Source organism: Roseiconus lacunae (assembly GCF_008312935.1).
In the GTDB taxonomy this organism is placed as follows: Bacteria; Planctomycetota; Planctomycetia; order Pirellulales; family Pirellulaceae; genus Stieleria; species Stieleria lacunae.
Genome location: NZ_VSZO01000009.1, coordinates 1 through 22,601, shown reverse-complemented (window position 1 = coordinate 22,601; position 22,601 = coordinate 1). Strand labels below are relative to the sequence as shown.

General features: G+C 56.1%; 13 protein-coding genes. 11 read left to right on the top strand and 2 right to left on the bottom strand.

The features are described 5' to 3' along the window. Positions 1 to 111: 111 nt before the first annotated feature. Positions 112 to 684 (bottom strand): DJ-1/PfpI family protein, encoded by a 573-nt coding sequence (locus FYC48_RS12820; protein WP_149497117.1) that lies wholly within the window; start codon positions 682 to 684, stop codon positions 112 to 114. A 103-nt stretch (positions 685 to 787) separates the two neighbouring features. Between FYC48_RS12820 and FYC48_RS12815 the strand changes: the two genes are divergently transcribed. Then, complete coding sequence (locus FYC48_RS12815) at positions 788 to 1,084, top strand: hypothetical protein (RefSeq protein ID WP_235034229.1); 297 nt, start codon at positions 788 to 790, stop codon at positions 1,082 to 1,084. Between the two features lie 49 nt (positions 1,085 to 1,133). Here the strand turns inward: FYC48_RS12815 and FYC48_RS12810 are convergent, their stop codons facing one another. Beyond that, positions 1,134 to 2,390, bottom strand: coding sequence for a XylR family transcriptional regulator (locus FYC48_RS12810; protein WP_149497116.1), 1,257 nt, complete (start codon positions 2,388 to 2,390; stop codon positions 1,134 to 1,136). 591 nt (positions 2,391 to 2,981) lie between these two features. On the opposite strand from FYC48_RS12810, the gene FYC48_RS12805 reads away from it, so the two are divergent. The 10 genes from FYC48_RS12805 (at position 2,982) to FYC48_RS12760 (ending at position 22,363) form a co-directional block, all read left to right on the top strand. Continuing rightward, on the top strand, positions 2,982 to 3,938 hold the full coding sequence (locus tag FYC48_RS12805; protein ID WP_149497115.1) for a TetR/AcrR family transcriptional regulator: 957 nt from the start codon (positions 2,982 to 2,984) through the stop codon (positions 3,936 to 3,938). Beyond that, a complete protein-coding gene (locus FYC48_RS12800; protein ID WP_149497114.1) occupies positions 3,935 to 5,605 on the top strand; it encodes an HlyD family secretion protein in 1,671 nt (556 codons plus the stop codon). Before FYC48_RS12805 ends, FYC48_RS12800 begins: the two co-directional genes overlap by 4 nt. Positions 5,606 to 5,607: 2 nt before the next feature. Then, a complete protein-coding gene (locus FYC48_RS12795; RefSeq protein WP_149497113.1) occupies positions 5,608 to 8,772 on the top strand; it encodes an efflux RND transporter permease subunit in 3,165 nt (1,054 codons plus the stop codon). A gap of 437 nt (positions 8,773 to 9,209) precedes the next feature. Then, a complete protein-coding gene (locus FYC48_RS12790; RefSeq protein ID WP_149497112.1) occupies positions 9,210 to 13,070 on the top strand; it encodes an efflux RND transporter permease subunit in 3,861 nt (1,286 codons plus the stop codon). Positions 13,071 to 13,374: 304 nt separating this feature from the next. Then, on the top strand, positions 13,375 to 14,010 hold the full coding sequence (gene upp, locus FYC48_RS12785) for a uracil phosphoribosyltransferase (RefSeq protein ID WP_149497111.1): 636 nt from the start codon (positions 13,375 to 13,377) through the stop codon (positions 14,008 to 14,010). Positions 14,011 to 14,142: 132 nt separating this feature from the next. Then, positions 14,143 to 15,459 (top strand): NupC/NupG family nucleoside CNT transporter, encoded by a 1,317-nt coding sequence (locus FYC48_RS12780; protein WP_149497354.1) that lies wholly within the window; start codon positions 14,143 to 14,145, stop codon positions 15,457 to 15,459. A gap of 172 nt (positions 15,460 to 15,631) precedes the next feature. After that, on the top strand, positions 15,632 to 18,076 hold the full coding sequence (locus tag FYC48_RS12775; RefSeq protein WP_235034228.1) for a DUF1553 domain-containing protein: 2,445 nt from the start codon (positions 15,632 to 15,634) through the stop codon (positions 18,074 to 18,076). Between the two features lie 32 nt (positions 18,077 to 18,108). Next, on the top strand, positions 18,109 to 19,560 hold the full coding sequence (locus FYC48_RS12770; RefSeq protein WP_149497109.1) for a DUF1501 domain-containing protein: 1,452 nt from the start codon (positions 18,109 to 18,111) through the stop codon (positions 19,558 to 19,560). A 49-nt stretch (positions 19,561 to 19,609) separates the two neighbouring features. After that, positions 19,610 to 21,025 carry a sulfatase family protein gene (locus FYC48_RS12765; RefSeq protein ID WP_390622133.1) on the top strand — a complete coding sequence of 472 codons (1,416 nt, stop codon included), beginning with the start codon at positions 19,610 to 19,612 and terminating at the stop codon, positions 21,023 to 21,025. A gap of 111 nt (positions 21,026 to 21,136) precedes the next feature. After that, the gene (locus tag FYC48_RS12760) at positions 21,137 to 22,363 is read left to right on the top strand and encodes a PQQ-like beta-propeller repeat protein (protein ID WP_149497107.1); all 1,227 of its coding nucleotides are present in this window, start codon (positions 21,137 to 21,139) and stop codon (positions 22,361 to 22,363) included. Positions 22,364 to 22,601: the final 238 nt, after the last annotated feature.

The window sequence follows — 22,601 nt, the reverse complement described above, 5'->3', positions numbered from 1 at the left end:
GGTGCGGGAAAGACGCGATTCCATGCGCGTCTCGGCTATCACTCTCTATTATGCACAAAAACGGTGGCGATTGAGCGTTCGCGATCGCGAAAGCGGCGGAGAGTTCGGCGGTTAGCCTTCGAGAACGTCCAGGAACGCACGCATCCATGCCGGATGTGCCGGCCATGCAGGCGCTGTCACTAGGTGCCCGTGCGTGTGCGCCGAATCCATCGAAGCGGCAGGCTGGATGTATTGTCCACCCCCGGCAGCGACTTCGTATTGGACAGCCGGATAACAGCTGCATTGCTTGCCGACTAAGACCCCCGCGGCTGCCAGGATTTGCGGCCCATGGCAAATCGCGGCGATCGGTTTTTGTTCGGCGTCGAACTGTTTGACGATCTCGATCACGCGATCGTTTAATCGTAAGTACTCTGGGGCACGCCCGCCTGGCAAAACCAACGCGTCGTATTCAGAAACGCTGACCGATTCGAAGTCCGCTGTAATCGCAAATCGGTGTCCAGGTTTTTCGCTGTAGGTCTGGTGGCCTTCGAAGTCATGGATCGCCGTGGCGACCCATTCGCCGGGCTTTTTATCAGGGCAAACCGTGTCGACTTGATGGCCCATCGTTTGCAGTATTTGCATGGGAACCATCGCTTCGTAGTCTTCCACGAAGTCACCCACAATCATCAAAATCTTTTTTGCCATGACTAAGATCTGTTTGTTGCTAAAAAAATGAACGTCTTCACCCACTTCGGCACTGACGTTGATCTAGAGTGTCGCAGTTGAATGTAGCCTTGGAGTCAATGTTGTGCGATACACAGCCCGTTTGATCACCCTGTTCGTCATCTTCGTAAGTTTGTCTTTGGTTCTGCCAGTCGCCGCTTCGGCAAAGTCGCCAACGGGGTGGAGTGCCGTCGTGGTCCCGCTAGGGGACTATCGCAGCGAAATCAAATCGATGCCGATCGAGAAACGCCCTGGACGCTTGCTGCACGTCTACGGGAACACGGTGCGGCTGAACCACTACTCGGATTTGAACCAGCGAACGAGGCCGTTACGCCAAGTCGTATTTGGCACGAACAGCCTGTGGTCAGAACTCGGGCGATAGCTACGACGGTACCGAGGTTTTCTCGTGATGTTTAGGTGCTGACAGTCCGCTAAAGTTTTCGTGCTTTGGCGCGGCTGGCTTCGCGATAGCGTCCGGGGGTCTGCTTGACTTCGCGTTTGAAGACGACGCTGAAGTACTCCGCGTGTTTAAAACCGGTTAGTCGCGAAATCTTGACGAGGCTGAGTTCGGTATCACGCAGCAATTGACACGCCCGCTTGATTTGGACACGGCGAATTTCGGCTTGCGGCGACCGTCCGAGGTATTGGCGGAACCGTCTTTCGAGACTGCTGCGGGCGATCGGTACCTCTCTTAGAATGTCCGAAACGGTCAGCCCTTCGCAGGCATGGAAGCGAATCAGCTGGATCGCCGCGGCGACGTCTTCGTCGTCAATCGCCATTACGTCGGTCGACAGACGCTCGGCAATTCCCAGCGGATCAATGCGGAGGTGAAGGTCCGGCGGCTGTTCCCTTCGCATCAATTGGTCGAGCAGTTGGGCGGCCTGAAATCCGATTCGTTCGGCCGCCGGAATAATGCTCGAAAGTGGCGGGTCACAGAAATCGCAAAGCACGTGATCGTTGTCGACCCCCAGTACGGCGACTTCGTCTGGGACTGAGACCTTGGCTGTTTGGCAGGCTTCGAGGATGTGTTGGCCGCGGAAGTCATTGCAGGCGAAAATCCCGATCGGTCGCGGCAAGCTACGTACCCACTCCACGATTTGATCTTGCTGTTCCTGCCAGCCATGAGTCTTCGCCCGCGACCATTCCGATAGATGTAAGTGGATCTCTTCGCCGCTTGCAAGTCCGCGCTCGTCGAGTCTGGCGCGGAAGCCGTCGAGACGGAGTTGGGACCAAAGATGGTCGTCAAACCCTGCGAAGGCAAAGTGTTCGAGTCCTTTGTCGGCGAGGTGGTTTGCCGCCAAGCGACCGATGGCGTCGTGATCATTCATCACCGATGGCAACGAGGTCTCATTTCGAATGTCGCCCAGGTTGATCGTTGGAACGCCCCGGTCATGCACGAATTGCAGCATTTCCGGAGGCAGTACACGCGTAATGATTCCGTCACCGTCCCAAGAGTTCAGCCATGCCGGTGGTCCCGCCATCAAGTCCCTCAGGTCAAGCTGTACCGACCAGGGTTGCTTTTCAATTCGATACCGACTGATCCCTTCGAGCACGCCGCGTCCGAAAGCCATGGTCGTTTCGACCAACAACAAAACCTTCGGGCGGTGAACATGAGCCGGAGTTCCCGGCGTCTGCACACTGCGATCGGAAAGACTTGGGCGCGAGGGATCGGGGTGCGAGTTAGTCATGAACGTGGGGCAAGCGGGACGGGATCAAGCGGGACGGTGCTGGACGAGCGGCTCCCAAACGACCGGGATGCGGCGACTGCGGCTAGCGGTGGCTTCGCCATCCAACGGCGAACTCGGATGCGAACCCGATCGGAGCGGTTTTGGCAAATGGCCGGTGCGAATCGGGATCCGTCCCACTCCGGCGGAGGAATATATCTTAGCAGTCCTCCCTATTCAACAAGAAACAGGGGGTTCGGGTTCCGGTATTTGCCGCCAGTACGCCAATGTGAAGTGCGAAAAATATCTCAGGCAGTCGGTCGGTCCGGTGCGGGAAATCAGGACGAGCAATGTTTACAAGCGGGAACATTCGTCAGGAACTTGACGGCGTGTCAAAAATGACGTAGCGTCAATCCTGACGGCGGGTCAAAAAAACTCCAGCGATTGCGTTCGATTCGACGCGTCATCGTGCGCGGCGTTGAATGTTTTCGAGGTTGCTGGGGTGGCGCCGTTTCTCTGGCCGGTTTGAGATCGGTCCTACGGAAATGAACCCTACGACGACCAGCGACCGCCAAATCACACCGACGCTTCCCATTTCAACGCGGCACAAAGGTTATGAGCACCACTGCTAATCGCGAAGCCAAACGCTCCGCCGGCGAGGTCGTTTCGAACGATCTCGGGCAGGCGCGTTCTGCCAAGCAGGGGCAATCTGCCAAGCAAAGCCGGTCGGGGAAGCAAACCCTGACACCCAAACAGGCCGAGATTCGAAATCGCGAGGCAAAGATTATCGAACTGGCTCGGCCGATGGTGGCACGCGGCGGATTGGCTGGTTTGAGCATGGAGGCGATCGCCCGCGAGATGTCCTATGCCAAAGGAACGATCTACAACCACTTCTCGTGTAAAGAAGAGATCCTGCTCGCACTTGCGATTGGTGCGAACAACAAACGCTTGGAGTTGTTTGTCAACGCGGTCGAAGCAATGGAGACACCGCGGGATAAGATTTCTGCGATCGGGGTAGCTTGCCAAGAGTTTCGAATTCGATTCGAGGATTTGTTTTTCATCGATTCGCTCGTGCGTCATTCTACGGTTTGGGAAAAAGCTTCCGAGCAGCGGCGCGAAGCGATGGCGATGTGTGAACAGTACTGCATGTCAGTCGTTGCCGGCGTCGGTCAGGAAGCGGTGCAGTGCGGAGATCTTGTGGTGGCCGATGCAACGCCGGTCGAAGACATCATGTTCGGCCTGTGGTCATTGACTTACGGTGGCATGATTATCGACGGTTCCAGCCCCGGTCTCGATAGCGTGGGGGTTCAAGACGCTTTCGTGGCGATTCGGCGAAACTGCCACGCGTTGATGGATGGGTACCGGTGGCGACCGCTTTACGAGCCCGTCCGCGATCGCAAGTTAATCGATCAGGTACGCGATCGATTGAATCGATGCGTCGGTCCGGAGTTGGTGGTGAATCTCGATGTCAGTGAACTGGACCCAGCGAAAGGCGCGTTCTCAATGACACTGGATGAACTGCGGCGGCGGATGTCTGAAGTCGTGACGTCCGATACCGGAGAATCCCAATGAGTCGGTCCATGCGAATCCTTGTCGTCGGTTTCTGCGTGGCGGTACTTGTCGGCTGGGGCGTCAGCAGAGGATGGTTTGAACGGGAGGGCGATAAGAGCGCCGAGACATCGGCGAATGAAAAACGCGCGGATGGCATGGGGGCACTTTCGGCAAAGGCCTTGCCAGTTAGCGTGGTGATCGCGGGGACCCTGCGTCCTCCCGAAATGACCACCAGCTATGCCGGTTTGCTTGCCCCTTCGAAGCAAAGTGTTTTGGGGTTCAAACGTGACGGTCGCGTCCAAGACGTGTTTGTCGAAGAAGGCGTCGTCGTGCGGCAAGGTCAAACACTTGCCGGCTTGGACGAGGCCGAACTCGATGCGACTGAAGCCCGGATTAAAAGTGAACTAGCATCGTCACAGGCCAAGCTAGACGAACTGATCGCCGGCCCGCGTCCCCAGGTGATCGCTGCCGCCGAAGCGAGGGTGAGTGAATCAGAATCTCGGGTGAAACTGGCGGAGATTCAATCGCGGCGGCAAGAAAAACTTGTCGATCGGTTGGCAACCAGTCAGTCAGACTTCGATGCGGCGCGGTTCGGTTTGCAAGCCGAACAAAACCGTTTGGCCGCCGCACAGGCAGAGTTGGGTGAACTTCGTGAAGGCACGCGTCGGGAGCAAATCGCTGCACAGCAGGCGCAGTGCGATGCAATTCGCGCTCAATTGCAAGAGATCCAAACGCAACGCGACGACTCGAAGATCGTTGCCCCTTATGACGGTGTCGTTGCGCGACGGATGATCGATGAAGGGGCGGTGATCTCGTCGGGAACGCCCGTGCTGGAGCTACTCAGCCATGATTTTGAAGCTCAGGTCGGGCTGCCACCATCGGTCGCCGCTTTCTTACGTCCCGATGATCCGGTCAAGTTGCGACTGGCCGGCGAGACCAGAGCGGCTGTTATTAAACGCGTTGAACCGAATGTACGCCGCGACACTCGGACCCGCGTCGTCTATGCATCGTTGTTGTTGCCGCCATCGAAACGAGTAGAGGGCGAAGCCCAAGAGATCGCATGGGAGCAACTGAAGTCACACGGTTGGGTCGCCGGCGAAGTCGTCGAGTTAATTCCGCCGGAACGAGAGGTGTCGCGGAAATCGGGAGGAAATCAGCTCGCGGGGAAGCGAGACGCGATCGAACGATCGAGCCAGATGGGATTTCTGGGCGACTCCAGTAGCGACGGTTTATGGTTGCCCACTTCGGCTTTGGTCCGAGGCACGCGTGGGCTTTGGATGGCGATTGTGATTCCGGCAGATCAGTTGGTCGGTCGAAGCGAACTGGAGATGCGGGCATCGAAGGTATCTACGCTTGCCGAGCGGGGACATGATGAGGCCACAGCCGAGGACCATTCGGGACGTCAAAACACAATTGCTGGTTCGAACGAAAACGGCGATCCCGGGATTGTGTGCGAGCGGCGTGCGGTGGAAGTATTGAAAACCGACGGCGCCTACGTTTTGGTGCAAGGCATGATTCGCCCGGGCGATGGCGTCGTCTCCGAGGGGCTTCATCGGATCGTCCCGGGTTTAAAAGTGTTGCCCGTCGTTCAAGAAACCGAGCTGAACGGTCTTTCGGATTTGAACGCCGAGTTCAGTGGACGCGATGAAGGTGCATCGCACAGGTATCGTTCGGTCGAGGAGATCTAACGATGAGTCGATCGGGGCGTCCGGGGCGTATCACAACTTTGTTTTATCGACATCCGCGTGCATTGATGCTCGTGATCGGTTTGGTCGTTGTTGCCGGACTGACTTCCTACGCGATATTGCCGCGGATGGAAGATCCCGTCATCGGGCAGCGGGCGGCATTGATTTCCACACGTATGCCGGGAGCGGATGCCAAACGCGTGGAGGTACTGCTAACCGAGCCGATCGAAGACAGGCTACAGGAGGTGGAAGAGATCAAAAAGATCACCAGCGAAAGTCGCCCTGGAATCAGCACGATTCAGATCGAACTTCGTGAGGAGGTGATCGAGACGGACGAAGTGTGGAGCGAGGTGCGATCGAAGGTCAACGATGTGTTACCTGCACTACCTGTCGAATCTCAGCGTCCGGTGTTCGATGAGCTAAAGGTTCGAGCGTATGCGATGATCATTGAAGTGTGTTGGGAACGCACCGAGCCGCCGCCTTGGAGTGTGCTTCGGCGGTATGCCAAACACCTCGAAGATGGGTTGCAAGCAGTGAAGGGGACTGAGATCGTCGACCGCTTTGCCGATCCGGGTGAGCAAATCACGATTGAGCTTGATCCGGATTTGGTCGCTGATCTGGGCCTGGACGCCCGCGACGTTGCGGTTGCGTTGGGGCAGTTTGACGCGAAAAATGCCGCCGGGGTCCTGCGAACCGGCGATCAAAACGTCGTGTTGGAAATGGCGAATCAGTTTGAGCAGAGCGATCGGATTGGCGAGACGATGGTCCGAGTCGGGGCGGACGGCGAGCTCATTCGATTGTCTGATTTGGCGACAATCACCAGGGGCGTACCGAGTCCGCTGTCACGGATGGCGAAGGTCGATGGCAAGCCCGCCGTCAGCTTGGGAGTGATGGTGCGACCGCTAGAGCGACTGGATATTTGGCGTCCGAAAGCCGAGCAGGTCATTGCCGCCTTTCAACAGGAGTTGCCCGCCGGAATTGGCGTGTCGATCTCGTTGGATCAAAGCCGGTACGTGTCGGCGCGACTTGGGTCACTGACGACAAATTTGGTGATCGGTGTCATCGCGGTGATGGCCGTCGTGTTTTTCTTAATGGGATGGCGCAGTGCGATCGTCGTCGCCGCCGCTTTGCCGCTTTCGATGTTGACGGTGTTGTTCGGATTACGAGTCCTCGAAATACCGATTCACCAAATGTCGGTAACGGGGTTGATTATTGCCCTGGGATTGTTAATCGACAATGCGATCGTCGCGGTCGACGAGGTCACCGCGGCGATCAAGTCCGGCAAGTCACGCATTCGTGCGGTCGGCGAGATGGTACGGCATTTAGCATTGCCTTTGACCGGTTCGACGGTGACGACGATGCTGGCGTTCGCCCCGTTGGCGATGATGCCTGGGAACGCCGGCGAGTTCGTCGGGTCGATCGCCGTCAGTGTTATTTTGGCGATCACGGCATCGCTGTTTTTCGCGTTGACCATTATCCCCGTATTCGCGGCTCGTTTCGCAGCCTTCTCGGTCGGGGAATCGACGCAGCCGGTCGGAACGCTACGGCGGTGGGTTCGCTATGGTTTCACTAGTCGCCGGATGGCGCATCGCTATCGCCAAGTGCTTGATTGGCTGCTCACCAAACCGACGCGTGCTTTATTGGTCAGTTTGGTGTTGCCGGTGATTGGGTTTTACGTCGCGACTCGGTTGCCGGAGCAATTCTTTCCTCCAGCCGACCGCGATCAGTTTCATATCCAACTCGAATTACCTGTCGACGCATCGCTCGCAGCGACCGAACGTGCAGCCGATCGCTTAAGCGAATTGTTGAGGCAAGCCGGTGCATTGCATGTCAGTTGGTACTTCGGCGAAAGCGCCCCAACATTTTATTACAACGTCATTGGGAATCGCCGTGGGGTACCTAATTTTGCCAACGCGATCGTTCGGATGGAATCGATCGAAGGGATGCGCGAAGTATTGCAGACCCTGCAGGCTCGCGCAGATCGCTTGCTTCCCGAGGCTCGTGTGCTGGTGCGTCAGCTTGAGCAAGGTCCACCCTTCGATGCTCCGATCGAAATTCGATTGTTCGGTCCAGATTTGGAGCGTTTGGCTGAATTGGGGGATGAGGTCCGCCTTGCACTCGCCCGCGCACCTGACGTGATTCATACGAAGGCTCAGTTGAACGAAACCTTGGCGACGGTCTCATTCGACGTACGGCAGACGGAAGCTCGTTTGGCGGGGCTTGGGCCGGAAGGGATTTCTCGGCAGTTGTTCGGTTTGCTCGAAGGGGTCGAAGCGGGATCGGTCCTTGAAGACACCGAGCGGATTCCTGTGGTGGTTCGTGTACGTGAACAAGATCGAAGTCGGCTTCAAGCGATTCATTCGCTTCAACTTGGCACCACCGGCGGGGAACGCATTCCGATCGAAAGCGTCGTCGACGTTTCGCTTGCAAACGAGGTCGCGGTGATTCCACGCATGAACCGGAGGCGGATGAACTTGATCTCCGGATTTTTAAGGGCCGGGACGCTTCCGTCGGTTTCGTTGGAGCGTTTTCAGGACAACTTGAAACAAGTGGGGTTTGAGCTGCCTGCGGGGTATTCAATCGAATATGGTGGAGAAGCATCTCAGCGTAATGACGCGGTCGGGCAACTGATGGCGAACACGGGAGTGTTGATCGTTTTGATGGTTGCTTCGCTAGTGCTTTCGTTCGGATCGTTTCGGTATGCGGCGACGATCTTGGCGGTAGCCGTCTTCAGTTGCGGCTTGGGGATGATTGGTTTGTGGGGCGGGGGTTATCCGTTTGGCTTCATGGCGATCATCGGCATCATGGGGCTGGTCGGCGTCGCGATCAATGATTCGATCGTGGTCTTGGCGGCCCTGCAACAGGCATCGCAAGAGGGCTGGTTGACGGTCGGAAAGACGGTCGACGTCGTGATGCATTGTACCCGTCACGTCGTCGCGACGACGTTGACCACGATCGCCGGATTCATGCCGCTGATTGTCGATGGGGGAGAATTCTGGCCTCCGCTCGCAATCGCAATCGCCGGCGGGGTCAGCGGCGCGACGTTACTGGCATTGTGTTTTGTTCCCGCAGTGTTTCAGTTGGTCGAGGCCCAGAAGCAGCGACAGGGCATGACGAAACGACTGGTTGCCGACGATTCGCGACCGCTGGGTTCCGCGCTCGCATCCTGAGTCTGCTCTCTGGAGGGGGGCAGTGCGGTCCGGATCAAGCCGTCCGCGGTGACCGAAAAGCTTTCCCCACCCGACTTTGTGTCCATTTATAGCGCCGCGTCTATGCGAATGAGTCGGCTTTGAAGTAGACCTCTGGCGGCTGGGCCTGTATTTTTGCGTTCAAATAGCCCACCGTTCAGTTCGTTCTGTGTCATCAATCGCATTCGATCGTGAACACGGTCGTTTGTCTGCCTCCGGGAGCATCTCAGGCTACCTTCGATGCGTTCTGTGGTTTGCGTCGGCGGATGCTTCCGAGTTAACGGGGCGATCGGGACAAACGGGGCGGTGTTGCTGCCGTCGGATCTGGCATCGCAATTGCTGTGCGTGGATCGGGCACAAAGTCGGACAAACAATGGCACTACGCCTTATTTATCATCCATCCTTCGCGTTGAATCAGCATGCAAACCTCCCAGCGTAAGCGCGGCCAGGCGGAACCGCCGTTGCTGGAACGCCGATCAATCCTCGGCCTATCGTGGTCGCTGGTGATTTTGTTTTTGTTCTTCTTCATGATGCCGTTCGCGTTCCGATCGGCACGATTGAGTCTGAAATCGAAGGAAAACGACGTCAAGGATTGGCTACCATCTGACTTCGTCGAAACGTCCGAGTTGTCGTGGTTCGCCAAGCATTTCATTGGCGAGAGCTTTGTCATTGCGACGTGGCCTGGATGTACCGAAGATGACCAGCGACTGCGCTTGTTGGCGTCAAAGCTAGAACGCGAGAGCAGTCAAAGCGATCCGGCCGAGCATATCAAGGATCCAAAGCTTGCCGAAGATTATCGGCGTGCGAAGGAACTTGGCGTTCGCTTGGGGTTACTGCCCGCGTCTCGCGAGTTGAACAACTGGGGTGGCAAGAACGAAAAGTGGCTCGTCACTGCCGATGGAAAACATTATTACATCACCCCCGATGGCCGGCTGTTTCGCTGGGACGAAGCATCTAACGGACCCGCAGCACTTGGACGCGAAATCAAGCGTACGCTGAATCAATTCGAGCTTAGCGGGACATTCATCGCCGCATTCGGGGCCGAGACGAAAGACGATCACGCGAATCCGTTCCACAATGATCCGACGTTGGTTTGCGCGCCGATGTTCCGGACCGTCCAGACAGGCGTGTCGCTGGTCAAAGAACTGTCAAAGGAAGGTGGTTTGCTATGGCCGGTTGATCTGACCGATCCATCGCGTCGCCCAATTGTCGCTCGGCGACGGGCGATGGAGCGATTAACCGGTTCGCTCTTTGCGCCCGCCGTTCCGGAAGGATTTACTTGGACGGCCGAGGAATTTCGTCGTGTCATCGCAGATGACCAACAGGACGCGATCCCGGAAAATTTTGCGACGGTTGTCGAAACCACATTGAAAGATTTCGCGGACCAACGATTCGGCGGCGATCTTGATCAACTCGCCAAGGCGGAAACTAATGTCCAGACGGACGCTTGGTATGCCGTTTTTGACGCCGCCGAACTACCCCCGCCGCCTCGGCAAACGTGTTTGTTGATCACGCTGACCGATGCGGCCCAGGACAACCTCGCCTATGCGTTAGGACGCGGAGTGTTGGGTGGCCCACGTGGTCGGTTGTTGCAATTGGCTGAAGACTCCGGCGTCAAAGCTGCGTCGCCGCCTTCGGTCGCGCCTCCTCCGTTCAATCAGCCCGAGGTCGAATCGGTCGCCGGGTTGCCACCGCTGCGGCTCGGTGGCCCGCCGGTCGACAACATCGCGATCGACGAAGAGGGCACCATTACGTTGGTCCGATTGGTCGGCTACAGCATCTTTGTGGGTGTCTTGTTGTCGTACCTTTGTTTCACCAGCTTCAAAATCACACTGATGGTGTTCATCGTCGGTGGGGCCGCCGCGATGCTGAGTATGGCGTTCGTCGGTTGGACTGGGGGGCGTGTCGATGCGGTCCTGATGAGTATGCCGTCGCTGGTGTATGTACTTGGGCTCTCCGGCGCGATTCACGTGGTCAACTATTATCGTGATGAGGTTCGCAGCGGGGGCCGACGCGGGGCCGCCGGCAGAGCGATCCGCCACGCCGCGTTCCCGTGTACGTTGGCCGCACTGACGACGGCGATCGGTTTGGGGTCGCTTTACACAAGTAATCTCGCGCCGATCAGTAACTTTGGTTTCTACGCAGCGATCGGTGTGATCGCGACGTTGGCGATTTTGTTCACGTACCTTCCGGCCGCCTTGCAGACCTTTGTGACGGAATCAAAGGCACCTAGGTCACAGCCCAAGCAAACCGAGTCCGGCGAATCGTGGTTGTCCGATCAATGGGCCGCGGTCGGTGCTTGGATTTGCCGACGGCATTGGTGGGTCACCGCCGCTTGCTTGTTGGTCTTGGGCGGCGCTTCGCTTGGCTTGTCAAAGATTAAAACATCGGTGCAGTTGTTAAAGCTGTTCGACGAGGACGCTCGGATCATTCGAGATTACGCTTGGTTGGAAAAGAACTTTGGCAAGCTTGTTCCGATGGAACTCGTGCTTCGAGTCCCACCGTCGCATCAATCGCAACTCGCATCGGTCGATGGAAAGGCAACCGAAGTCGCGGAGGCTCCCGGTGAAGCCACTTCGGTTCCGCTTGATATTTTGGAACGCGTCGAAGCGGTCGCGCGAATCAATCATGTCGTTCATCAGACCTTGGGCGAACCCGGAATGGGAATCGTCGGTTCGGCGACGGCGGTAAACACGTTTCTCAAGCCGCTGCCGGATGTCACGAATAGTTGGAGCCCGGTGCGGTCACAGTTTGTCAAAGAACTGACCGCCGGGCGCGATGAGTTGTTGGCCAACGATTACGTTCGCCTTGAGCAGTACGGCCCGATGGAAGGCAGCGAACTGTGGCGGATTAGTTTACGCGTCAGTGCCCTTTCCGATGTCGACTATGGTCAATTCATCGAAACGTTGCGCACATCGGTCGAACCGGTTTTGAGGGCTTACGATACCCGTGATGCGATTCTCGCGGCGATCGAATCCGGACAGGTTAGCAACAAGAAAAAGCCGATTGTTGTCATGATGGGAGCAGCCAAACCGGCTCCCCTGAACCAGACGACCATGATCGAGCAAGAACCGAATGATGAGACTGGTGAATCGCGAACAAAAATCCTAACGCACCAGATCTACCTTTCGGTACTCGAAGAGCTATTGCGAGGCGAGCGGATCCCAGAGCCAAAGTGGTTCGACCCGAATTCGAGTGAAAAACCGATCGAAATCGGCGGAGAGCTATGGGATAAGGTCGTCGGTATCTCGGACGTGATGGTCTGGGTCGGCGAAGCAGACGCGCCCACGGCAGAGCTTTCCAATGCAGATGCGCTGGTCGATGGAAGCGAAATTTTTCACAAGACAATCACGCACGGGTTAGTTGACGATCGGATTCCGGCCAGCGAAGGTGCCGGGGCGATGGAAGTGATTTACACCGGCGTCGTCCCAGTCGTCTACAAGGCCCAACGAACTCTATTGGGCAGCTTAGTCGAGTCGATCGCGATGGCGTTCGTGTTAATTGCGATCGTGATGGTCGTTCTGCTCAATCCGGCGAGTGACCCCGTGCGGTTCCTCCGGCCTCGCAATGCGTTCAGCGGATTCATGTCCGGTGCGATCTCCATGATTCCGAATATGTTCCCGGTTCTCTTGATTTTCGGATGCATGGGGCACCTTGGCAGCTTGGTTGACATCGGAACCATGATGACGGCGTCGGTTGCGATGGGGGTCGCTGTTGATGACACGATCCACTTCCTGAGCTGGTTCCGAGCTTTTCTTGATAAGGGCTACGATCGTTTGAAAGCAGTCGAGATGACGTACCGGCGGGTGGGACCGGCAATGACGCAGACCACCATCGTCGGCGGTTTAGGTTTGTTCGTCTTCGCTTTGTCTACCTTCACGCCGACACAGCGATTTGGCACGCTGATGTTGATCTTGCTGTTCGCCGCATTGATTGGTGACTTGATCTTGTTGCCGGCGTTGTTAGCCGGGCCGCTAGGAAAGTTCTTCAAGCCTCGGGTGGGTGCCAGCGACAGCACGCCTCAGCCGGGAGAAGAGCCCTTCGGTCAATTGCCTGCCGATATCGATTCGCCGTCGAGCCCCGGAGATGCACCCGATGGTGTGAACTCACGTGATGCGGTCGCGATCTATCAGGAAGGCAGCGACGACCCGCCGACATCGCCGGGGGGAGACCAGGAAGTAGATGGCGACCAACCGATTGACAAAGAGTCGTTGCCGCATCTCAAGATTCACGCGCCAACGATGCGAACCGACAAACCGCACCGAATGAAAGGTCGCTAAGCAGTTGAATACGAATCATTCGGCTTAAGTCATTGTACTTGCCCATCGGGAAAGTCGGGCTTTCAGGCCCGGAAATGGCACTCTTCCCGGTCGTTTGTACGTCCGCCGCTCCCGCATATGAAACGAAGTGCTTGTTTTTCGACGAGCTGAACAATGTTTGGAAGTTTTTCCGGGCGTTGTCTGCCTCGTCGATCGCGTGTCCTTCATCTCAACGCTGCTGCGGTTTATAAACTGGCGTACGCAAAAACGAAGGGAGCGTCGCAGCGGCGCTAACGCAGCGGAAACGACGAGGGGAGATGTCACCGTGAGTTTGGTTCATCGTGTTGAGCACCCACTGATCGAACACCACCTGTGTGCCATTCGCGACAAGACGACGCGTCCGGGGGAATTTCGTAGCGCGGTCCAGCGTTTGTCGATGATCTTGGGGGTTTATGCGACGCAAGATTTACCAACGAAACCCCGTTTGGTCGCGACTCCAATCTGTGATGCGACCGGGAAAGAGATTTCGGTCCATGTCGGAATCGTTCCGATTTTGCGTGCCGGCTTGGGGATGGTCGATCCCATCTTAGAACTATTGCCGGAAGCGGCCGTCTGGCATCTGGGGTTGTATCGAAACGAAGAGACGGCCGAACCGGTTGGTTACTACGACAAGTTGCCGCTTGAAAACGCACCGAACGTCGCTTTGGTCGTTGATCCAATGTTGGCGACCGGAGGCAGTATCGACTTGGTGATTCGTCGATTGCAGCAGTGGGGTGTCAACGAGATTCGAGTGATGTCCTTGATCGCGTCGCAGCCGGGAATCGATCGAGTGGAGCGGGACTTTCCGGACGTGAAAGTTTACGTGGCGGCGATCGACCCAGAGCTGAACGACCAGTCCTACATCGTGCCGGGACTTGGGGATGCCGGTGATCGCATCTTTGATACACCCCAGCATGGCTAGTGATTCGTCAACATCTGAGATTAGGATTAGCCGCTTGGCGTTCGCCACGGTTTCGTTGCAATAACCGGGGCGAACGCCCGTCGGCTGATCAGCCGTACTCAAACACTTGATCTAGACGGAGCCCTACTGGTGATGGAACGAATTCTCTGTCTCGTCGGGATCGTAGCGTTCATCGGTTTAGCTTGGCTGGTCAGTAGCGATCGCAAACGATTCCCGGTCCGAGTGGTTGTTGGCGGCTTGTTGCTGCAGCTAGTGCTCGCGTTTTTGGTTTTGAGGACCAGCTATGGTAGGGAATTTTTCGCTTGGATCGGTGACGCGTTCACACTGGTGATGGAAAGCGTTAACGCGGGCAGCGGTTTCTTATTTTCATCACATCTGAGTGAACCGTTTAGCGAATCGATTGTCGCGACGTTTGCCTTTGGTGTGCTTCCGACGGTGATATTCTTTTCGTCATTGATGAGCATTCTGTACCACATTGGCGTGATGCAGTGGATCGTTTGGGCGCTCGCTTGGGTGATGCAGTTCACGTTGAAAACAAGCGGTCCGGAAACTTTGGCGGCTGCGGCGAACGTCTTTGTCGGGCACACCGAAGCTCCGCTCGTCGTGCGGCCTTACCTCGCCAAGATGACTCGCAGTGAACTCAATGCGATGATGACGGGAGGTTTCGCAACCGTCACCGGCGGATTACTAGGTGCGTACGCGGGGATGGGGATCGACGTCGCTCATTTGTTGACAGCGTCCGTCATCAGTGCCCCCGCGGCGCTGTTGATCGCGAAAGTCATGCAGCCCGAGCAGCCCGATGCGGTCGTTTCAACCGAACTAGCGTTTCAACCGAAGACAAGCCAGATCCCAGAAGGCGAAACAAATGAAAACGATCTCGCCCCTAATGAGGGACCGGAATTACGTCACGTCAACGTGGTCGCCGCCGCGGTTGCCGGTGCAAGCGATGGACTGAAATTGGCGATGAATGTTGGGGCGATGCTGATCGCATTTTTGGCGATTCTAAATTTGGTCGATGTGTTGCTCGGCCAACTTTGCTTGACCGTCGGCTGGATCGATGGTGCTGGCGATCCCATTTTGTCGCTGGGGATTTTGCTTGGCTATGGCTGTTGGCCGATCGCGTGGCTGTTGGGGATCCCGGCGGCGGAGTGTCTCGAGGCGGGACGTTTGATCGGCCTAAAGACAGTTGCGAATGAGTTCATCGCGTATCAAGCGCTCGGCGAAGCGGCAACGTCGTCCGAAAGCATGCTCTCGGAGCGGTCCATTGTGATTTTGACCTACGCGCTCGCCGGGTTTAGCAATTTCGGTGCGATCGGAATTCAAGTGGGGGGGATTGGTGGCTTAGAACCCGGTCGCCGCAAAGATCTCGCCGAACTGGGGCTGCGAGCGATGTTCGGTGGCTTGTTAGCCTGTTGCATGACCGGCGCGGTGGCGGGATTGCTGCTTTAACGTCGCGGCGAAACATTGCTTATCCAAATTGGCCCGATTCTCATTGGAATCCAGCCCTCGATGTGTGACAATAAAGGCGTCAGAATTCACACTGATCCCCGCCTTAACGCCGCGTCGAAGCTCGGACGGAGCCAATCCGCCGTGGCGACTGCTCTCCGAGATGAATACCGAAATGATTGATCGGTTCCGTTTAAGAACAACGTTGATCGCAACTGCCGCTCTGCTTGGAATCGGCTTCACGGCAAATTCCGTACTCAAAGCCGCTGATTCGACAGTCGACTTTCAAAAGCAGATTCAGCCTATTTTGGCAAAGAAGTGCTTTTCATGCCACGGCCCCGACGAAGCAGAGAGCAGTTTGAGCTTCGCGAGCCAAGACGAGGCATTCGCCGAGACCGATTCAGGCGAACACGCGATTGTGCCGGGTGATATCGAAGCCAGCGTGATGATCGCACGAATGCGAACCGAAGACGAATGGGAGCGAATGCCGCCGGAAGGCGATCCGGTCAGCGACGAAGAAATCGCGTTGATCGAAACCTGGATCAAAGAAGGTGCGAAGTGGGAGAAGCACTGGGCGTTTGAGCCGGTGGCTCACCCTGAAGTGCCGACCGTCGATAACGCTCGTTGGCAAGCCAACCCGATCGATGCGTTTATCTACGACGCGGTCGCTTCCAAAGGTTTAACACCAAATGAACCGGCGACGAAACGAGACCTCGTCAAACGCGTCTACTACGATCTCACCGGACTTCCACCAAGCAAGGGCGAAGTCGATGCGTTTGTCGCCGATCAGTCGCCTGACGCATTTAAGAATTTGACCGAAGAATTGCTTGCCTCGCCGCATTATGGCGAACGCTGGGGGCGGCATTGGTTGGACTTGGTGCGATTCGCCGAAACTAACTCGTTCGAACGTGATGGGCCGAAAGCGAACGCTTGGAAATACAGAGACTATGTCATCCGATCGTTCAACGAAGACAAGCCGTACGATCAGTTTATTCGCGAGCAGCTTGCCGGTGATGAATTGGATGAGGTCACGAAAGAGTCGATGACCGCTACGGGGTACTATCGGCTCGGGATTTGGGATGACGAACCTGCCGATGAACTGCAAGCACGCTTTGACGCCTTGGACGACATCATCCTGACGACCGGGCAGGTGTTTCTCGGACTAACGATGAACTGTGCTCGTTGCCACGACCACAAGATCGATCCAATTCCGCAGACGGATTACTACGGAATGTTATCGTTTTTCGAAGACCTAACCCCGTACGCACGACGCGGTGATCTATCGATCTACAGCCAAGTGGACGTCAGTTCGCAATCGCTGAAAGATCGCTATGCAGAGAATGATCAAAAACGCCGCGAAATCGAAAAGGCAATGCACGATCTGGAGCAGTCTGGCATTGTCAAAATGTCGGCCCCCGATCAACGGGCCACCGAGGGGGCACGCCGTGATCGCAACCGGGTCCTTAAAGCGAAACTTCGTCAACACCTCAGTGACGCCGACTGGGCGAAGTACGAGTCGCTTAAACGAGACCTTGAAGCTAATCGAGAAGAGTTGAAAAACCTCCCCAAGCGTGAACGCGTGATGGGGTTGGCAAAGTATCGCAAAGTGGACAAGCCCACGTACGTCCTGTTCCGCGGCAACGCCCACTCGCCGAGTGACGAAGTCGGTCCGGTTTTTCCTACGCTTTTCGATATTGATCCGCCGGCGATCCCGGACGTCGAACCGAGTGAAGATCGTTCCTCGGGACGTCGACGTGTGCTAGCCGATTGGATCGCTAGCCCCGACAACATGATGACCGCTCGGGTGATGGTCAATCGAATTTGGCAATACCATTTCGGACGCGGGATCGTCCGCAGCACCAACAACTTTGGAATGCTTGGTACACCTCCGACCCATCCAAAATTGCTTGATTATTTGGCCAACAAATTTGTCGAAGAAGGGTGGAGCGTCAAACAGATGCACCGTTTGATCCTGTCCAGTCAGGCTTATCAGATGTCGTCCGAGGGTGACAAGAAGGCCCTAGGGATCGACCCTGATAACGAGTTGTTTTGGCGATTCGATCCCCGGCGTCTGAGTGCCGAAGAAATTCGAGACTCAATCTTGGCAGCGACCGGGTCACTCAATCGAAAGACCTATGGGCCAAGTATTTACCCTGAACTTTCGCCCGAAGTCCTTGCCGGTCAATCAAAGCCCGGCGATGGTTGGGGCAAGTCCAGCATCACCGATCAGAATCGCCGCAGCGTCTATATCTATGTGAAACGCTCACTGCTTACACCGATGTTGTCAGCTTTTGATTTTCCAGACCCCGACCTGACCTGCGAAGCTCGGTTTATGACGTTGCAACCTGCCCAGGCGTTGTCGTTGCTCAACGGTGATTTTGCCGGCCAACAAGCGAAGCAACTCGCCGAATCGGTCCGGGCGAACGACCTCAGCCATGAAGATCTCGTGCGAGCCGTGATCCCACGCGTTTTGCTGCGATCGGCAACGGACGCAGAAATCGGTGACGGCGTTCGTTTGATGCAAAGTTTGGCCGAAAAACATGGGTTGAGCGACGATGAATCCAAACGCTTGTATTGCTTGAGCGTTTTGAATTGGAACGAATTTCTGTTCGTGGACTGACCTTTCGTGGACCGAGACAAGGAGTACTAGAGATGAAACAACGAAACTTTTGTGGTCGAACACGACGGGAATTCCTTTGGCAATCCGGCGCTGGTTTCGGTGCCGCCGCGCTGACGTCGATGCTGACTCAAGATGGTTTTTTATCAGCCGCCGGTAGTTCCGGCGCCGGGAGTTTGAACCCGCTGGCGGCCAAACCGCCTCACTTTGCCCCAAAGGCGAAGAGCGTCATCTTCCTGTTTATGTATGGCGGGCCAAGCCATATCGATACCTTCGATTACAAGCCGAAGATGAAAGGCATGGACGGCAAGACCGTCGATGTGAAAACGTTTGGGCGTGGCGGTCGAAAAGACGGCGGGCGAATTGTTGAACCACGTTGGGACTTCGCCCAGCATGGCCAGTGCGGAAAATGGGTTAGCACGCTGTTTCCGAACGTCGCCAAACATGTCGATGACATTGCGTTCCTGCACTCGATGACCGCCGATTCGCCGATCCACGGGTCCGCGATGCTGATGATGAACAGTGGGAAAATTCTTTCGGGCAGTCCCGCGATGGGGTCATGGGTGAACTACGGTTTGGGATCGGTCAACGAGAACTTGCCCGGCTATGTCGTCATGCTTGATCCCAAGGCCGGGCCGATCAGTGGTGCGAAGAACTGGAGTAGCGGCTACATGCCGGCTACGTATGCCGGAACCGTCTTCCGTAGCAAAGGCGCGCCGATCTTGAATTTGGACCGACCCGATGGCATGAGCGAAGCCGTGCAACGCGAGATGATCGATTCGATCCAAGCGGCTAACGAACGACACTTGGTAGGACGCCAAGACAACGATGATTTGGCATCACGAATCTCCAGCTATGAACTTGCTTACAAGATGCAATCCGCGGCGCCTGAAGCGGTGGATCTTGCTGACGAAGACGAGCGGACGCTCGAAATGTATGGCGTCAATCATGACGAGACAAATGACTTTGGCACCCGCTGTCTGATCGCAAGACGGTTGGTCGATCGTGGAGTCCGGTTTGTTCAGCTTTATAGCGGCGGAGCTCACAACGACGATAACTGGGATGCCCACGGCGATTTGGAGCTCAACCACAATCGACACGCCGGACGCACGGACTTGCCAATCGCCGGATTGCTCGCCGATTTAAAGCAACGTGGCATGTTGGATGAAACATTGGTCGTTTGGGGTGGCGAATTCGGGCGGCAGCCGACGGCAGAATACGCCAAAGGCTCCGGTCGCGATCACAATTCCTTTGGGTTCACGATGTGGATGGCCGGAGGGGGAATTAAGGGCGGAGTCTCGTATGGCACGACCGATGAACTGGGCGCCGCCGCGGTCGAGAATCCGCTTCATGTCAAAAACATGCACGCGACCACGCTGCAACTGCTCGGACTCGACCCCAACCATCTGTCGTACTTTTACGGCGGATTGGATCAAAAATTGGTCGGCGTTGAACACGTCGAACCGATTCACGAAATCATCGCATAACTTGCATAACATTCTGCCGAGCACCTTAATGAAACTCGCATCGAAATTGATGGCTGCGGTGACGATCTTCACCGTCTCGTGTTTGTTCGCCGATGCGGCTCGCGCAGAATCCAAGCCAAACTTCTTGATCGTCTTGGCGGACGATTGCACGCACAACGACTTGCCGGTGTATGGCGGCCGAAATGCGAAGACGCCGAATCTGGATCGTTTGGCGTCGCAAGGATTGGTTTTCGATCGAGCTTTTCTTGCCGAGGCGATTTGCCAACCCTGTCGCGCCGAACTTTATTCGGGGTTGTATCCGATGAGCAACGGCTGCGCTTGGAATCACTCAGCCAGCCGATCGGATATTCGCTCGATGCCACAACACCTCGGTGCGGAAGGGTATCGCGTTGGCTTGGCAGGCAAAGTTCATGTGCAACCGCGGCAAGCGTTTCCTTTTGAATCCGTCGATGGGTTTGACAAAAACTGCGTTCGTGATCCGACGCAACCGCACCGGCTTCAGTCGGCTCTAGAATTTATGACCCGCGATGCCGAACCGTTCTGTTTGGTGATCGCCTTGGTCGAGCCTCACGTGCCTTGGGTGATGGGCGATGCGAGTCAATACCCGCCGAAGTCGATCGAGTTGCCGCCCAACATTGCCGACACCCCTGAAACCCGCCGTGCTTTCGGACGCTACCTAGCTGAAATCACTTATATGGATTCACAAGTCGGCGAGATCTTGGAAGCACTGGATTCGGCGGGTCACTCCGACGACACGTTGGTACTGTTTTCGTCCGAACAAGGGTCTCAGTTCCCTGGAAACAAATGGACGAATTACAACACCGGCGTTCACACCGCACTGATCGCCCGATTTCCGAACGTTGTGCCAGCCGGCCGGCGAACCGACGCACTGGTGCAGTATGCCGATGTTTTGCCAACGATGATGGAGATGGCAGAACTCCCCTATGAACGCGATGCGTTTGATGGGCAAAGTTTCGCGGGGGTGTTAAAAGGACAGCTCAACGAACACCGCGACTATGTCTATGGGGTTCACAACAATGTCCCCGAGGGACCCTCCTATCCGGTGCGTTCGATCAGTGACGGCAAGTATCACTACATTCGTAACTTGACCAACGAGAACCTCTATATCGAAAAACATCTGATGGGGATCAAAGGTGATGGCAAGCTGAATAACAAGTACTGGCAAACGTGGGTGTACAACTCGTTTGACAACCCGAATGCATACCGATTGATCCAACGTTACATGCGTCGACCGGCAGAAGAGCTGTACGACCTCGAAGCTGACCCCTACGAAATGAACAACTTGGCCGGACAAGCGGGGCTTGCCGAGGTGCGGTCGTCGCTTTCAGCGGAACTCGAACGCTGGATGAAAGGCCAAGGCGACCCCGGTGCCGAACAAGACACGGTCGAATCGTTGCAAGCGGCACGGCAGGACCGACATCGATTCGGTCCAGCAAACGATTGATGAAAGGGATAGAATGGCGAGTGCTTGAATTCCTCACCTCGCCGTTCACTGCCCACCATGCCACACCTTGATTGCCACGCACGATCTTTTCGATCGACTTCTGCATTTTTGATGATTGTCGTCGCCTCGATCACGGCGCACGCCACGACCGCTCGCGCGGATGATTTCTGGCCTGAGTTTCGTGGCCCCCAAGGCAATGGGATCGCAGATGCGGAAAACTTGCCCGAACGGATTGATACGTCGGTGGTCCGGTGGAGTACGCCGATTCACGGCAAAGGCTGGTCGTCGCCCGTTGTCTGGGGCAATCAGATCTGGCTGACCACCGCGACCGAGGACGGAACCTCGATGTCCGTGATTTGCGTTGATCGCGACAGCGGAAAAATCGTGCACGACGTCAAGTTGCTCGAGAACGAATCACCTGCGTTCTGCCATCCAATGAACAGTTACGCGTCGCCTACTCCGGTGATCGAGAAGGGGCGTGTCTATGTCCACTTTGGTGCCTATTTGACCGCTTGTTTGGACACCGAAACGGCAGAAGTCCGATGGGCCCGCAAGGATCTTCAGTGCGATCATCATCGTGGTCCCGCGTCCTCTCCAATCCTATACGACGGAAAGCTGATCGTGGCTTACGATGGCTTTGACGTGCAGTATGTCGTCGCGTTCGACAAGGACACCGGAAAGACCGTTTGGATACAAGATCGCGCGATCGAGTATGGCACCGATAACGGCGATTTGAAAAAGGCATATGGCACCGGCCAGATCATCGACGTCGACGGGCAGGTTCAATTGGTTTATCCCAGTGCGATTGCTACCGTCGCCTACGATCCACAGACTGGGGACTCGCTTTGGACGGTTTATCACGCGGGGATGAACGCTTCGGCAAGACCGGTTTACGGTGATGGCTTGGTTTTCATCACCAATGGAATGGGATCGATGGTGGCTGTTCATCCGAAAGGGACCGGAAATATCACCGATACCCAAATTGAATGGGCTTCGCGGAAATCAATCGCAAAGAAATCCTCGCCGCTCCTGATTGACGGGCTGTTGTATATGACCAGTGATGACGGCATCCTTTCGGCGCGTGAAGCGTACACCGGAAAGATCTTGTGGCAAAAACGAGCCGGCGGGGCGTTCGCGGCGTCACCGGTATTCGCCGATGGGCGCATCTATGCGTTCAATACCGACGGCGAGATTTTTGTCTTCAAACCGGGACGCGAGTACGACTTAGTTTCGCAGTCCGAACTCGGCGATGGTTACATGGCATCGCCTGCAGTCGTTGACGATCAGATGATCTTACGCAGCAAGTCAACGCTGTATTGTGTCGGCAACAAGGAGTAAGTTTGCATCGCAAACGAAAGGCCCGGCGCGAGTGTTCCGGCAATCTCAGGAATTGGAATAGCCGAATGGCATTTGCCATGGATTCCGTTCAATCACCGAGGCAAACGCCCGTCGGCTCAAAAGTTATTGAACCCAAAGATAGGGGCTAAGCAGTTGAACACGAAAGATTCGGCTTAAGTCATTTCACTCTCCCACTGGGCATTGGTATCTACACAAGTTTTAGCTTTTCGTAGACTGC

Excerpts from the sequence above, each read along its gene's own strand:
- FYC48_RS12780 (WP_149497354.1), top strand. The coding sequence starts at position 14,143 with ATGGAACGAATTCTCTGTCTCGTCGGGATCGTAGCGTTCATCGGTTTA.
- FYC48_RS12770 (WP_149497109.1), top strand. The coding sequence starts at position 18,109 with ATGAAACAACGAAACTTTTGTGGTCGAACACGACGGGAATTCCTTTGG.
- FYC48_RS12790 (WP_149497112.1), top strand. The coding sequence starts at position 9,210 with ATGCAAACCTCCCAGCGTAAGCGCGGCCAGGCGGAACCGCCGTTGCTG.
- FYC48_RS12805 (WP_149497115.1), top strand. The coding sequence starts at position 2,982 with ATGAGCACCACTGCTAATCGCGAAGCCAAACGCTCCGCCGGCGAGGTC.
- FYC48_RS12795 (WP_149497113.1), top strand. The coding sequence starts at position 5,608 with ATGAGTCGATCGGGGCGTCCGGGGCGTATCACAACTTTGTTTTATCGA.
- FYC48_RS12820 (WP_149497117.1), bottom strand. The coding sequence starts at position 684 with ATGGCAAAAAAGATTTTGATGATTGTGGGTGACTTCGTGGAAGACTAC.
- FYC48_RS12800 (WP_149497114.1), top strand. The coding sequence starts at position 3,935 with ATGAGTCGGTCCATGCGAATCCTTGTCGTCGGTTTCTGCGTGGCGGTA.
- FYC48_RS12765 (WP_390622133.1), top strand. The coding sequence starts at position 19,610 with ATGGCTGCGGTGACGATCTTCACCGTCTCGTGTTTGTTCGCCGATGCG.
- FYC48_RS12760 (WP_149497107.1), top strand. The coding sequence starts at position 21,137 with ATGATTGTCGTCGCCTCGATCACGGCGCACGCCACGACCGCTCGCGCG.
- FYC48_RS12775 (WP_235034228.1), top strand. The coding sequence starts at position 15,632 with ATGATTGATCGGTTCCGTTTAAGAACAACGTTGATCGCAACTGCCGCT.
- FYC48_RS12810 (WP_149497116.1), bottom strand. The coding sequence starts at position 2,390 with ATGACTAACTCGCACCCCGATCCCTCGCGCCCAAGTCTTTCCGATCGC.